This window comes from Streptomyces sp. NPDC055078 (assembly GCF_053607985.1).
The window spans coordinates 1-14,233 of record NZ_JBSGUP010000150.1 but is presented as its reverse complement, the minus strand read 5'-3'; the positions used below and the strand labels follow the sequence as shown (position 1 = coordinate 14,233).

12 protein-coding genes are annotated in these 14,233 nt (G+C 69.4%); 1 reads left to right on the top strand and 11 read right to left on the bottom strand.

Annotation, left to right across the window (positions count from 1 at the left end; all coding sequences use genetic code 11):
• Positions 1 to 304: 304 nt before the first annotated feature.
• From ACWF94_RS15535 to ACWF94_RS15525, 3 genes are all read right to left on the bottom strand, one after another.
• Positions 305 to 721: a DUF6113 family protein gene (locus tag ACWF94_RS15535; RefSeq protein WP_453487877.1), complete on the bottom strand. Its 417-nt coding sequence runs from the start codon at positions 719 to 721 to the stop codon at positions 305 to 307.
• Entirely contained in the window at positions 718 to 1,758 is a 1,041-nt protein-coding gene (gene mshB / locus ACWF94_RS15530) for an N-acetyl-1-D-myo-inositol-2-amino-2-deoxy-alpha-D-glucopyranoside deacetylase (protein WP_453487876.1), read from the bottom strand. Before mshB ends, ACWF94_RS15535 begins: the two co-directional genes overlap by 4 nt.
• Positions 1,759 to 1,958: 200 nt before the next feature.
• Positions 1,959 to 2,153, bottom strand: coding sequence for a hypothetical protein (locus ACWF94_RS15525; RefSeq protein ID WP_453487875.1), 195 nt, complete (start codon positions 2,151 to 2,153; stop codon positions 1,959 to 1,961).
• Between the two features lie 156 nt (positions 2,154 to 2,309).
• On the opposite strand from ACWF94_RS15525, the gene ACWF94_RS15520 reads away from it, so the two are divergent.
• Positions 2,310 to 4,556, top strand: a complete 2,247-nt coding sequence (locus ACWF94_RS15520) for a prolyl oligopeptidase family serine peptidase (protein ID WP_453487874.1) — start codon at positions 2,310 to 2,312, stop codon at positions 4,554 to 4,556.
• Between the two features lie 170 nt (positions 4,557 to 4,726).
• Here the strand turns inward: ACWF94_RS15520 and ACWF94_RS15515 are convergent, their stop codons facing one another.
• The 8 genes from ACWF94_RS15515 to ACWF94_RS15480 form a co-directional block, all read right to left on the bottom strand.
• Complete coding sequence (locus tag ACWF94_RS15515; protein WP_453487873.1) at positions 4,727 to 5,758, bottom strand: ABC transporter ATP-binding protein; 1,032 nt, start codon at positions 5,756 to 5,758, stop codon at positions 4,727 to 4,729.
• Positions 5,751 to 6,932, bottom strand: coding sequence for an ABC transporter ATP-binding protein (locus ACWF94_RS15510; RefSeq protein WP_453487872.1), 1,182 nt, complete (start codon positions 6,930 to 6,932; stop codon positions 5,751 to 5,753). Before ACWF94_RS15510 ends, ACWF94_RS15515 begins: the two co-directional genes overlap by 8 nt.
• A 9-nt stretch (positions 6,933 to 6,941) precedes the next feature.
• Positions 6,942 to 7,931 (bottom strand): ABC transporter permease, encoded by a 990-nt coding sequence (locus ACWF94_RS15505; RefSeq protein ID WP_453487871.1) that lies wholly within the window; start codon positions 7,929 to 7,931, stop codon positions 6,942 to 6,944.
• On the bottom strand, positions 7,924 to 8,847 hold the full coding sequence (locus tag ACWF94_RS15500; protein WP_453487870.1) for an ABC transporter permease: 924 nt from the start codon (positions 8,845 to 8,847) through the stop codon (positions 7,924 to 7,926). Before ACWF94_RS15500 ends, ACWF94_RS15505 begins: the two co-directional genes overlap by 8 nt.
• A gap of 141 nt (positions 8,848 to 8,988) precedes the next feature.
• Positions 8,989 to 10,614: a peptide ABC transporter substrate-binding protein gene (locus ACWF94_RS15495; RefSeq protein ID WP_453487869.1), complete on the bottom strand. Its 1,626-nt coding sequence runs from the start codon at positions 10,612 to 10,614 to the stop codon at positions 8,989 to 8,991.
• 368 nt (positions 10,615 to 10,982) lie between these two features.
• Positions 10,983 to 12,098, bottom strand: coding sequence for an ABC transporter ATP-binding protein (locus ACWF94_RS15490; RefSeq protein WP_453487868.1), 1,116 nt, complete (start codon positions 12,096 to 12,098; stop codon positions 10,983 to 10,985).
• Positions 12,099 to 12,111: 13 nt separating this feature from the next.
• Complete coding sequence (locus ACWF94_RS15485) at positions 12,112 to 13,173, bottom strand: ABC transporter ATP-binding protein (RefSeq protein ID WP_453487867.1); 1,062 nt, start codon at positions 13,171 to 13,173, stop codon at positions 12,112 to 12,114.
• Between the two features lie 10 nt (positions 13,174 to 13,183).
• Positions 13,184 to 14,161: an ABC transporter permease gene (locus ACWF94_RS15480; protein WP_453487866.1), complete on the bottom strand. Its 978-nt coding sequence runs from the start codon at positions 14,159 to 14,161 to the stop codon at positions 13,184 to 13,186.
• Between the last annotated feature and the right edge of the window lie 72 nt (positions 14,162 to 14,233).

The window sequence follows — 14,233 nt, the reverse complement described above, 5'->3', positions numbered from 1 at the left end:
CCCCGAGGGGTACGCGGCTCCGCCGCGCCCCTGAGGCCCGGAGGGCGAACTGTCAGTTTCACGACTCAAAGCAGGTTCTCCCGGTTGGCTTCGCCGCCCGTTTGTCTCACTGGATAGCTACTGCTTGGGCGGCTCGGCGGCGCGCACCACCATACTGGCCGCCACGGACACTCAATCTGTGACTGTGGGAATGCGCCGTTCCGTCGACCGACGCGCATGGCCGGACCGGGGGCTTCCCACCTCCGTGACGAACCACCCTATGGGCCCGCCGAACCCGCTGTCAGCCGGGGGCACCGCACGTCCTCTACGGGTCAAGTCGGCCGTCGCCGCCGCCCGGTTGCGCGACCCGCGACATGGTGGCGCACATCACAGCGACCATTACTCCACCGAGAATGAAGACGAGCGGCCCGATTCCGGCCGGAAAGAGCCCGTCGCCCTCGGACCGTCCGGTGCTCAGCACCACGATGGCGGCCAGCCAGCCGGTACCGGCCGCCGCCACACCGAGTTGGGTGCCGGTCGCCCGCAGAGAGCCGTAGAAAAGTCCGGCGGAGCCCAGCAGCGCGAGCAGCAAACCGCCCGGGAACCAGGCGCCTTGCACCAGTGAGCCCGCGGCCCCGACCACCGCGCCGAAGACGGCGAGGCCGAGATACGCGGCGATCCTGCCGGGCCCGAACGGCCCCGCCGGCCGGGCCCCGGCACCGGACCTCCCGACGCCGCTCACGCACTCGCTCCCGCGGTCCCGGGAGTCCCCGTGGCCTCGTGGGTTCCCGCCGTCCCGACACGTCCCTCGGTCCCGGGCCTCCCCTCGGTCCCGGAAGTCCCCGTGGTCCCGCCACTTCCCCTGGCTCCGGGAACGCCCTCCGCTCCCGCGACGCCCGCGAAGAGATCCCGTTCGCGCTCGCCGGACGGCGTGCCCGGCTCACCCGCCGCCAACTGGTAGTACTCCGTAGCGAACATCGGCTGCCGCAGATTGTTGGAGAGCGTGAAGTACGGCCCGCTCACGGTGACTTGAGTGGCGTGGGCGGCCATCGCCGCCGCCTTGCGCTCCGCGTACGCGCTGCCGTCGATCTCCGTGGTGATCTCCGCGTCGTCGACCACACCCGGGACGTCGTCGACCGCGCCTACGCCTACGCCTACGGAATCCGTACCGCTCTCCGCGCGGAGTCGGGCGAAACCCTCCTCGGCCACCGAGCGCGGGACACGGTTCCAGTAGATCTTGGCGACGGTGTGCGGATCGCCGAGGTCGCGGCGGAAGGCGCGCTCCGACGCCAGTTCGGCCGCGCGCATCGCGACCCGGTGGGCCTGGATGTGGTCGGGGTGCCCGTACCCCCCACGGGGGTCGTAGGTCACCAGCACCTGAGGGCGCACCGAACGGATGATCTCCACGAGATACGGAGCCGCGTCATCGACGGGGGTGTCCCAGAACGCGCCCTCGCGGCGGTTCTGCTCGGCGCCCATCATCCCGGAGTCACGGAAGCGCCCGGGGCCGCCGAGGAAGCGGTGGTCGGTGACGCCCAGCTCCTTCATCGCCGCGGCCAGTTCACCCACCCGGTGCGGGCCGAGCCGGTCGTCACGGTCCGGTGCGAGATGGGCGAGATCCGGCGGAATGACCTCGCCCTCTTCTCCGAGGGTGCAGGTCACCAGGGTGACCTTCGCGCCGGCGTCGGCGTACAGCGCCATCGTCGCGCCATTGTTGATCGACTCGTCGTCCGGATGCGCGTGCACCAGGAGCAGACGACGGACAGGAAGATCCTTCATATGGGACAGCCTACGATCAGGGCCGCACCGCCGCGCCAAAACCCGGGGGCCCCGCTCATCGGATTCCGACGCCCCCGGCCCGTCGGACATGATCGCTCGGATCATCGGAAACTGGATCATCAGCGGATCGTCGGATACCGGTCGTCGGATGCCGGTCGGCAGAAGCGGATCGTCAGAGGCGGATCGGTCAGAGGCGGATCTCAGAACTTGAAGTCGCCGATCATTCCCGCCACGTTCGTGGTCAGGTCTCTGATCGTCGGGGCGATCGACGAGCTGGCGAGATAGAACCCGAGCAACATACAGACCGCCGCGTGCCCACCCTTGAGCCCGGACTTCCGGATCAGCAGGAAGACGACGATCGCCAGCAGCACCACCGCCGAAATCGAGAGTGCCACGGCGGTTCACCTCCACAGATATTCGGTCGGGACAGGCAGCTTGCAGTTGCCAGATGGTTCCTACCCACCTTGCGCTACGGATCATAACTATCCGTGCGAACGCATCGATCGGTGCACGGCAGCACACGGGGGCGCACGACCGCTAGGTTCGGTCGTATGACCATGAGGACGCAGCTCTCCTTTCCGCGCCAGTACGCCAGGACCCAGCGCTTCACCCTGGGCGCCCCCCGCGCTTTCACGGTGTCCCCGGACGGTTCCCGGGTGGTCTTCATCCGGTCGGCCTCCGGGACCGACCGGCGCGGCGGACTCTGGGTGCTGGATCTGGACGGAGAGGGCGGACGCCCGCAGGAGCGGATGGCCGCCGACCCTCAGGTGCTGCTCGGCGGGTCGCATGAGCAACTGTCCCCCGAAGAGCGGGCCCGGCGCGAGCGCAGCCGTGAGGGATCGGCGGGAATTGTCGGTTACGCGGTGGACAGAGCGGCCGAGTTGGCGGTCTTCGCGCTCTCGGGGCGGCTGTTCACGGCGGAGCTGCGGGCCGGGACGGCCCGCGAACTGCCCGCCCTGGGGCCGGTGATCGACCCGCGCCCGTCCCCCGACGGCCGGTGGATCGCCTACGCCTCCCGGGGCTCACTGCGGGTCATCGGCACCGAGGACCCCCAGAGCGCCGACGGGCCCCGGAACACCGAGAACACCGAAGCCGCCGGGAACAGCGCGGGCACCGGGAACAGCGCGGGCACCGGGGACAGCGCGGGCACCGGGGACAGGGCGCTCGCCGAGCCGGAGGACGAGCACAGCTCGTACGGCACGGCGGAGTTCATCGCGGCGGAGGAGATGGGCCGTCCGCACGGCTTCTGGTGGTCGCCCGATTCCGATCGGCTGCTGGTCGCGCGGGTGGACGAGCGCCGGGTGCGGCGCTGGTGGATCTCGGACCCCGCGCACCCGGACCGGGAGCCGGAGGAGATCGCCTACCCGTCGGCGGGGACGCCCAACGCCGATGTCCGGCTGTTCCTCGTCTCGCTGGACGGCGACCGTACGGAGGTGCTCTGGGACCGCGAGCGGCTGCCCTATCTGGCGAGGGTGCACTGGTCCGACGCGGGCGCTCCGCTGCTGCTCGTACAGGCTCGTGATCAGCGTACGCAGCGCTGTCTCGCGGTGGACACGGCGACCGGCGCGACCCGGACCGTACATGTCGACGAGGATCCCATCTGGCTGGATCTTTTCCCCGGGGTGCCCGCGTGGGCGCCGGACGGCCGTCTCGTACGGATCGCCGACGAGGGCGGGGCGCGGGTGCTGGCGGTCGGCGACCGGGCCCTGACCGGGGCCGCTCTCCAGGTGCGCGCGGTCCTCGACATCGGTGCGGAAGACGTCCTGATCTCGGCTGTCGCCGGCGAGGACGCCGCTGATCCGGAGATCGGCGAGGTCCATGTCTACCGGGTCGGCGACCGGGGCGTCGAACGGATCTCGGAGGGCCCGGGGGTGCATGCGGCGGCCCGTTCCGGCGCGGTGACGGTGCTCGCGTCCGCCCGTGCGGACGCCGACGGCACCTCGGTCCAGATCCTGCGGGACGGCAAACCGGTCGCCCCGGTGCACTCCTACGCGGAGCCCCCGGTGCTGACGGCCAGGCCCCGGCTGTGCGCGGTCGGGGTACGCCGGATTCCGTGCGCGGTCCTGCTGCCGACGCGGTACGAGGAGTCGGACGGACCGCTTCCGGTGCTGATGGATCCGTACGGGGGACCGCACGGCCAGCGCGTGTACGCCGCGCGCAACGCCCATCTGACCTCGCAGTGGTTCGCCGACCAGGGTTTCGCGGTGGTCGTCGCGGACGGCCGGGGCACCCCGGGCCGCTCCCCCGGCTGGGAGAAGTCGGTCAGGGACAACCTCACGCTGACCCTGGACGATCAGATCGACGCGCTGCACGCACTGGCCGATTCGTTTCCTCTGGACCTGGGGCGGGTGGGGATCCGTGGCTGGTCGTACGGCGGCTATCTGGCCGCGCTGGCCGTTCTGCGGCGGCCCGATGTCTTCCACGCCGGGATCGCGGGGGCGCCCGTCTCCGATATGCGGCTGTACGACACCCACTACACCGAGCGGTATCTGGGGGATCCCGGCGAGCGGCCCGAGGTCTACGCGGCGAACTCCCTGGTGACGGAGGACGGACTGACCTCGCCGGAGAAACCCGCCCGCCCCCTGATGATCATTCACGGCCTGGCCGACGACAATGTGGTGATGGCGCACAGTCTGCGGCTGTCGTCGGCCCTGCTGGCGGCGGGGCGCGAGCATGAGGTGCTGCCGCTGAGCGGGGTGACGCATATGACGCCGCAGGAGCAGGTGGCGGAGAACCTGCTGCTGCTTCAGGTGAGCTTTTTGCGGCGGGTGCTGAGGGTGGGGGCGGGGGTGGGGTAGCGCGGGTCCTTGTCGGGGGCGCTGCCCCCGAACCCGCCCCCTACGCCCTAGCGGGCGTGGGGGGACCCCCAGCGCCTCAACCTCCCCCAGGGCTCCGCCTGGGAGGTACCCCCAGGCGGGGCTGAAAAGCTCTCCTTCCGGCCGACCGGGCTGGATTGGCTTGGGACGGTTCACTCCACCGGGGGAACGACCTGTTTCTCTTCCGCGAAGTGGCAGGCCGATGGGTGCTGGGCAGGGCCCTCCGTGTAGCGGAACTCTGCCGGTACGGCCAGCAGTGGGACCTCCAGCGTGCAGCGTTCCTGGGCCTTCCAGCAGCGGGTGCGGAAGCGGCAGCCGGAGGGGATGTTGGCGGGTGAGGGGACGTCGCCGCCGAGGAGGATGCGTTCGCGGTGTTCGCGGGCCTCGGGGTCGGGCACCGGGACGGCGGACAGCAGGGCCTGGGTGTAGGGGTGCGTGGGGTGGTCGTAGATCTCCTCGTCGCGGCCGATCTCGACGATCCGGCCGAGATACATCACGCCGACGCGGTCCGAGATGTGCCGCACGATCGACAGATCGTGGGCGATGAAGACATAGCTGAGCCGGAACTCGCTCTGGAGCCGGTCGAGAAGGTTGATCACCTGAGCCTGGACGGAGACGTCGAGCGCGGAGACGGGTTCGTCGGCGACGATGATCTCGGGCCGGAGGGCCAGGCCCCGGGCGATACCGATGCGCTGCCGCTGGCCGCCGCTGAACTGGTGCGGATAGCGATTGATGTACTCGGGGTTGAGGCCCACCACATCGAGCAGGTCCCGCACCTTGCGTCGCCGGTCACCCTTAGGGGCGACCTCGGGGTGGATCTCGTAGGGCTCACCGATGATGTCCCCGACCGTCATCCGGGGATTGAGCGAGGTGTACGGGTCCTGGAACACCATCTGAATGTTCCGGCGGACGGATCTCAGCGCGCGGCCCGACAGCGCGGTGATGTCGTCGCCCTTGTAGCGGATGGTCCCGGCTGTCGGCCGCTCCAGATTGACCAGCATTCTGGCGAGGGTGGACTTCCCGCTGCCGGACTCGCCGACGATGCCGAGGGTCTCGCCCGCCACGACGTCGAGATCGACGCCGTCGACGGCCTTGACCGCGCCCACCTGCTTCTTGAAGAGGACACCCCGGGTGAGCGGATAGTGCTTGACCAGATCCCGTACTTCGAGGATCGCCTCAGCCACGGGGTGCCTCCCCGTCGTCCCCGGCCGACCCGCCGTCCCGCGTCGGCCCGCCGTCCCCGGCCGACCCGCCGTCCCGCGTCGGCCCGCCGTCCCCGGCCGACCCGCCGTCCCGCGTCGGCCCACCCTGCCGGGAGCCCCCGCCCCGCCCGAGGCCCCCGGCCGGCCCACCCCTCAGGGTCTGCTCCCAGAAGTGGCAGGCGCTGCCGCGCTCTCCCGACACCTCGTACAGCGGTGGTTCGTCGGTCCGGCACACCTCCTGCGCCATCGGACAGCGCGGGTGGAAGGCACACCCGGGCGGGATGTTCATCAGATTGGGTGGCAGGCCCTTGATCGCGTACAGCTCCCTGCCCTTCTGGTCCAGGCGCGGGATCGACTGGAGCAGGCCCTGGGTGTAGGGGTGGGCGGGGGCCCGGTAGATGTCGTGGACGGGGGCGGTCTCGACGATGCGTCCCGCGTACATCACGGCGATCCGGTCGGCGACATCGGCGACGACGCCGAGGTCGTGGGTGATCAGGATCAGGCCCATGTTCAGCTCGCTCCGGAGCTTGGCGAGCAGATCCATCACCTGGGCCTGGACGGTGACATCGAGCGCGGTGGTGGGCTCGTCGGCGATGATCAGCGCGGGTTCCAGGGCGAGTGCCATCGCGATCATCACGCGCTGGCGCATTCCGCCGGAGAACTGGTGGGGGTACTGCCCGACCCGCTCCTTCGCGGCGGGGATGCCGACCCACTCCATCAGTTCGACGGCCCTGGCGCGCGCGGCCTTCCTCTTCATGCCCTGGTGGACGGTGAACATCTCGCCGAGCTGGTCGCCGACGCTGAGGACGGGGTTCAGCGACGACAGCGAGTCCTGGAAGATCATGGCCATCTGCGCCCCGCGGATCCGGCGCCGCTCTTCCTCCTTGAGTTTCAGCAGGTCCCGGCCGCGGAAGAGGATCTCGCCGCCGGTGATCCGCCCGGGGGGTGTGTCGAGGATGCCCATGATCGCCTGGGCGGTGACCGACTTCCCGGAGCCCGACTCGCCGAGTACGGCGAGGGTCCGGCCCTCCTCGACGCTGTAGTCGACCCCGTTGACGGCCTTGGCGACGCCGTCCCGGGTACGGAACTCCACCTGGAGCCCCCGGACGTCCAGCAGCGGGGCGGGAGCCGCGTCGGCGGGGCTTGCGGTGCTCATGGCGGCTCCTCAGCGCAGCTTGGGGTCGAGGGCGTCGCGCACCGCGTCGCCGAGCATGATGAACGCGAGCACCGTGACCGCCAGCGCCCCGGCCGGCCAGAGCAGCATGTGCGGGGCGTTGCGGACGTAGGGCGAGGCGGAGGAGATGTCGATGCCCCAGGAGACGGTGGGCGGTTTCAGTCCGGCGCCGAGGTAGGACAGGGTCGCCTCCAGGGCGATATAGGTGCCGAGCGCGATGGTCGCGACCACGATGACGGGCGCGACGGCGTTGGGCGCGATGTGCCGCAGCAGCATCCGGGAGTTGGAGGCGCCGAGCGCGCGGGCGGCCTGGACGTAGTCGTGGTGCTTGGCGGTGATGACGGAGCCTCGGGCGATCCGGGAGATCTGCGGCCAGCCCAGCAGCACCATGAAGCCGACGACCGGCCAGACGGTGGTGGAGTGGACGACGGAGAGCAGCACCAGACCGCCGAGGATGACGGGGATACCGAAGAACACATCGGTGAGCCGGGAGATGACCCCGTCCCAGCCGCCGCCGAAGAAGCCGGCGAGGCCGCCGAGTACGGAGCCGAGGAGCGCGACACCGGCGGTGGCGCAGACACCGACCGTGACCGAGGTGCGGGCTCCGTAGACGGTACGGGTGTAGACATCGCAGCCCTGTCCGTTGAAGCCGAAGGGGTGGCCTGGCTGGGAGCCCTCCTGGGCCTTGGCGAGATCGCACTGGAGGGGGTTGCCTGACGCGATCAGGGCGGGCCAGATCGAGATGAGCACCAGGAAGACGATGATCATCCCGGAGACGACGAAGACGGGGTTGCGCCGCAGATCCCGCCAGGCGTCGGACCACAGACTGCGGGGCCGCTCTCCCGGTCCGGTGCCGAGCGGGCCGCCGGGGGCGGCCGATGGGCGCTCCAGGCTCTCGCCCTCGCTGGTCGCGAGGTCCATCGCGGCGCCCGCGCCGGTCGGCGCGATCGCTCCCCCGTCGTCGTACTGCGGCTCAGGCATAGCGGATCCTCGGATCGAGCACGGCGTACAGCAGGTCCACGAGGAGATTCGCCACCAGGAACACCAGCACCAGCACGGTCACGAAGCCGACGACCGTCTGGGTGTTCTGGCGCAGAATGCCCTGGTAGAGCTGGTAGCCGACGCCGTGGATATTGAAGATGCGCTCGGTGACGATCGCCCCGCCCATCAGCGCGCCGATATCGGCGCCGATGAAGGTGACCACCGGGATCAGTGAGTTGCGCAGCAGATGCCGGGTGATGATCCGGCTTCTGGGCAGGCCCTTGGCCCTGGCCGTACGGACATAGTCGGAGCGCGCGTTCTCGGCGATGGAGGTGCGGGTGAGCCGGGTGACGTACGCGAGGGAGATGGAGGCGAGCACCAGCCCGGGGACCAGCAGTTCGCCGATGGGGGCCTCGGGCGATACGGCGGGTTTGATGACGCCCCATTCGACGCCCAGCAGAAGCTGGAGGAGCAGACCGGTGACGAAGGTCGGGACCGAGATGACGACGAGGGTGAGCACCAGGACGCCGGTGTCGACGGGCCGGCCGCGCTTCAGCCCGGTGAGCACGCCGAGGGTGATGCCGATGACGATCTCGAAGCAGATCGCGACCAGGGTGAGCCGGATGGTGACGGGGAACGCGTCGGCCATCAGCTCGGTGACCGGCTGGCCGTTGAAGGCGGTGCCGAAGTCCCCGGTGAAGACGTGCCCCATATAGGTCAGGTATTGCTGCCACACCGGTTTGTCGAGGCCGAACTCACTGCGCAGCCGGGCGGCGGTGGCCGGGTCGCACTGGCGCTGGCCGCAGAGCCCGGCGATGGGGTCGCCCATCACATTGACCATGAGGAAGATCAGCAGCGTGGCGCCGAAGAAGACGGGGATCATCTGCAGCAGACGCCGGATCACATAGCGTCCCATGGCTGTCTCCCGGGGTCGGGGTCGTGGTCACGGCGGGTCGAGGGGCCGGCGGGGGCGGCCGGGCGTGCGGCGGAGGGGTCGCCGGGCCGGTCGCCCGGTGCGCACCGGCCCGGTCCGCGCCGGGCCCCTCGCCCGCCGGCGTCAGCCGACCTTGATCTCGTTGTAGACCGGGACGCTGAAGGGGTTCAGCGAGACGTCGGAGAGGCGCTGCGAGTAGCCCGCGCTGCCGTTCTGGTACCAGAGCGGGATGGCCGCCATCTGGTCCCGTACGACCTCTTCGGCCTGCTGGAAGGTCTCCACGGCCTTCGCGGTGTCGGTCTCGGCGTTGGCCTGGTCGACGAGTCGGTCGAAGGCGGGGTCGGACCACTTGCCGTCGTTGGAGGAGGCGTTGGTGTAGTACAGCGGCTGCAGGAAGTTCTGGATCAGCGGGTAGTCCATCTGCCAGCCGGCCCGGAAGGGGCCGGGCATCTGGGACTTGGTGATCTGGTCGCGGAAGTCGGCGAAGGTGCCGATCGGGTTGCCGACGCAGGCGCGGTCGTTGCCGACCACGTTGTTGATGCTGTTGCAGACGGCGTCGACCCAGTCCTTGTGGGAGCCGGTGTCGGCGTTGTACGAGATCTTCATCTGGCCGCCTGGGATGCCGCCGCCCTCCTCGATCAGCTTCCGCGCCTCGGTGGGGTTGTAGTCGCAGGCATCGCCGCAGAGGGTCTCGCTGAAGCCGCCGTCCTCGCCGAGCACGGGCGAGGTCCAGTCCTTGGCGGGGGTGCGCGTCTTCTGGAAGATCGTGTCGGTGATCTGCTGCCGGTTGATCGCCCGGGAGAGACCGGTACGGAGTTTCGCCCCGTCCGGGGTGTCCCACGCCTTGTCGTAGAACGGGAAGGCGAGGGTCTGGATGATCCCGGCGGGGGTGTTGATGTAACGGTCGCCGAGGTCGGCCGTCACATTCTTGAGCTGCGACGCGGGTACGTCGTCGACGAGGTCGAGGTTGCCCGCCGTCAGATTGGTGTAGGCGGTGTTGTTGTCGGTGTAGACGTCGAGGTCGACACCGCCGTTCCGCGCCTGGTCGGGGCCCGGGTACTCCTCCCACTTGCGCAGGGACATCTTCGAGCCCCGGGCGTAGGAGTCGACGGTGTACGGGCCGTTGCCGACGGGCTTGGCGAGCCAGGCTGCGTGGTCGTCGAAGAAGGCCCGGGGCAGCGGGGCGAAGGCGGCGTAGCCGAGGGTGTCGGGCCAGGTGGAGAACTTCTGGCTGAGCTTGACGGTGAACGTACGCTCTCCGGTGACCCGCAGCCCTGACAGGGTGTCGGCGGTCGGCTCACCGGAGTCGGGGTGGACCTGGGCGTACCCGTCGATATAGCCGAAGAAGTACGCGTTGCGCTGGTTGTTCTTCAGGCTCGCGCCGTAGTTCCAGGCGTCGACGAAGGACTTGGCGGTGACCGGCTCGCCGTCGCTGAAGGTCCAGCCGTCCCTGACCGTGACGGTGAAGTTGACCGAGTCCGAGGTGTCGATGCTCTCGGCCAGCATGTCCTTGGCCTCACCGGTCTTCGGGTCGTACCGCTTGAGGCCCCGGAAGATCATGTCCAGGACCTTGCCGCCCTGCACCTCATTGGTGTTCGCGGGCTCCAGCGGGTTCTGCGGGTCGCCCCAGGACGCGCTGATGATTCCACTGGCGCCACCAGCGCTGTCGCCGCCACCGCCGCAGGCTGTCGCGGCGAGGGCCATGGCCATCGCGCACGCGGCCCATCTGGCGTGCGTGGCTCCACGCATGGGGTGCCTCCCGTCCTGAGTCTCGCCCTAGGACCGAATATCACCCCGCACCGGGCCATTCCGCACTCCGGCCGCCGCCGTCCGGACGAGTCGCTCCGCCGTCCGGCCTGGGCCCGCGCCCCGCGTGGGCTGATGCGCACCCCTGCGGGGTGTCCTCAATCGCCGGACGGGCTGAAAGTGCGCGCTCAGGCCCGCAGGCTGCCGCCCCCTGGGGCTCGGGGTCCGTCCTCAAACTCCCCCAGACTTCGTCCGGGGGACCCCCAACAGGCTTGGTTTGCGCACCCGAGCAGGCAAACCAGCCCCGCCGGCGATTGAGGCGCGGGTCCGGGGCAGCGGGCAGCGCCCCGGCGGGAGGCCGCACCGCGCCGCTACGACTCTTTCCGCCGGTCCTCCAGCGCCGCCAGCGCCGGGTCCAGGACGACGTCCTGCGTGCGGGCCTCGATCGAGGGCTCCTCCGGGAAGTGGCACGCGGTGAGGTGCCCGTCGCGGTTGCCGGAGAGCTGGACGAGGGGGGGCTCGTCCGTGGCGCACTTGTCCTGTGCCTTCCAGCAGCGGGTGCGGAACCGGCAGCCGGACGGCGGCATGATCGGCGAGGGGACGTCGCCGGAGAGCCGGATGCGCTCCTTCTTGTGGGAGTCCACATCCGCCTCGGGCACGGCCGAGAGGAGGGCGTGGGTGTACGGGTGGCGCGGCCGGTTGTACAGCGAGTCCCGGTCGGCCACCTCCATCACCTTGCCCAGGTACATCACGGCCACCCGCTGGGAGAAGTGCCGGACGATCGCCAGGTCGTGCGCGATGAAGAGGAAGGAGATGCCCAGTTCTTCCTGGACCTTCTGGAGCAGATTGACGACCTGCGCCTGGATGGACACGTCCAGCGCGGAGACCGGCTCGTCCGCGACGATCAGCTTCGGTTCGAGCGCGAGGGCGCGGGCCACCCCGATCCGCTGGCGCTGGCCGCCGGAGAACTCGTGCGGGAAGCGGTTGTAGTGCTCGGGGTTGAGACCCACGGTCTCCAGCAGCTCCCGCACCCGGCTCTCCCGGCCACCGGGCGGTTCGATCCCGTTGACCTCCATCGGGCTCTTGATGATGGAGCCGACGGTCTGCCGAGGGTTCAGCGACGAGTACGGGTCCTGGAAGATCATCTGGATCTCGGACCGCACCGGAGCCAGTTCCCTGCGGCTGGCGTGGCTGATGTCCTGCCCCGCGTAGGTGATCGTTCCCTCGGTCGGCTCAAGCAGCCGGGTGATCAGCCGGCCGGTGGTCGACTTGCCGCAGCCCGACTCACCGACCAGACCGAGGCTCTCCCCGCTGTGCACGGTCAGATCGATCCCGTCCACCGCCTTGACGGCGCCGACCTTGCGCTTGAAGGGGAAGCCCCCGTAGATCGGGAAGTGCATTTTCAGGCCCTCGACGGTGAGCAGTGGCTCGCCCGTACCGACCTCGGTGGAACCCTGCTGTTGCGGCAGAGTGACGTTTTCACTCATGTCTCTGCGTCTCCTAGCCCAGCCGGGGCTTGATCTGATCGATGAAGATGGTCTGCTTCTGCTCCGACGTGAGGTGGCAGGCGGCGGCCCGCCCGTCGGCCAGTGCGGGCCGCTCCCCCGAGCACCGCCCGTCCGCGACCTCGTCCTTGAAGGCGCAGCGCGGGTGGAAGGGGCAGCCGGTGGGCGGGTTGAGCAGGCTCGGCGGGGAGCCGGGGATCGGGGTGAGCGCTTCGTTGATATCGCCCCCGAGCCGGGGCATCGAGCTGAGCAGACCCCAGGTGTACGGGTGCTTGGGCGTGCGGAGCACATCGCGGACGCTGCCGCGCTCCACCGCCCGTCCCGCGTACATCACGAGCAGATCGTCGGCCATATTGGCGATGACGCCCAGGTCGTGGGTGATGAAGACGATGGCGGACCCGAACTCCTGCTGGAGGTCCTTGAGCAGATCGAGGATCTGGGCCTGCACGGTCACATCGAGCGCGGTCGTCGGCTCGTCGGCGATCAGCAGATCGGGGTCGCAGATCAGGGCCATGGCGATCATCGCGCGCTGGCGCATACCGCCGGAGAACTGGTGGGGGTAGTCGGCGAAGCGCGTCGCGGGCTGCGGGATGCCGACCTTGGCCAGCATCTCGATGGCGCGGGCCTTCGCCTCCTTCTTGGAGGCGCCGGTGTGCTTCATATACGGCTCGGCGATCTGCCGGCCCACCGTGTAGTACGGCGAGAGCGCCGTCAGCGGGTCCTGGAAGATCATCGCGGCCTTGTTGCCGCGGATCTTCTCCATCTCCTTCTCGGGGGCGTCGACCAGTTCCTGGCCGTCCAGATAGATCTCGCCCTCGATGGAGGTGGTCTTGGCGCTGTGCAGTCCGAGGATCGTCAGATTGGTGACGGACTTGCCGGAGCCGGACTCGCCGACGATGCCCAGCGTCTTGCCGCGCTCGACGTCGAAGGAGAGCCCGTCGACCGCCTTGACGATGCCGTCCTCGGTGGAGAACCGCACCCGCAGGTCGCGCACCGAGAGGAAGGCCCCCGGCCCGGTCGGGGCCGGTGTGCCCTCGGTCTTGGTCAGTGTGGTCACGGTCGTTCTCCTAGGCGAGGCGCACGCGCGGGTCGATGTAGGCGTAGGCGATGTCCACGACGATGTTCAGGAGCAGGATGAAGAAGGCTCCGAACAGCATCACGCCCATCGTCAGCGGCAGGTCCTTGTTGAGCGAGGAGTCCACCGCGAGCCGGCCCACCCCGGCGAGGTCGAAGGTGAACTCGGTGACCACCGCGCCCGTGAGGAGCGAGCTGAGGTCCATGCCGAGGATGGTGACGATCGGGGTCAGCGAGCCACGCCAGGCGTAGCGGAAGAATACGTACCGCTGCCGCATGCCCTTGGCCTTGGCGGTGCGGACGTGCTCTTCCTGGAGCTGCTCGATCATGGTGGAGCGCGCCATACGCGTGTACTGAGCGGTGAAGATCGTCGCCATGACCGCCCAGGGGATGATCATCCCCACGACCCAGCCTGCGGGGTCGTCCAGGAACGGCACGTACTTCGGATTCTCCATCCAGCCGGTGCTGTAGACGAGGATGCCGAGGACGATCGGGCCCAGGAAGTAGATCTGGAACGAGCTGAGCACCATGGAGGAGCCGCTGACCAGTTTGTCGACCACGGTGCCGCGCTTCCAGGCGGCGAGCATGCCCGAACCGAGTCCCAGGACCAGGAAGATGACCAGGCCGCCGACGGTGAGCGACAGCGTCAGCGGGAAGCGGTCGATGATCGAGTCCCAGACCAGCTCACGGGATTCGAAGGACACTCCCAGACACGGCGCGGAGCAGTGTCCGGTGGCGAAGTCGCGCCCGGTCAGGATGCCACCCATGAACTCCCAGAACTGGGTGGTGATGGGCTTGTCGAGGCCGAGGTTCTCGCGGATGACCGCGATGTTCTCCGGCGTGCAGTTCTTGCCGCAGGCGAGTTCGGCGAAGTCCTGGGGAATTGTGTAGAACAGGAAGAACGTGAACGCGCCGATCAGGAACATGATGACGACGGCGCCGGTCAACCTGCGGATGAGGAACTGAAGCATCGCGGGAGGCTGCTCTCTTCGGAAGCGGCGGGGGGTTGGGGGGCGATCTCCAGGCCCGGACTGGGGGTGCGC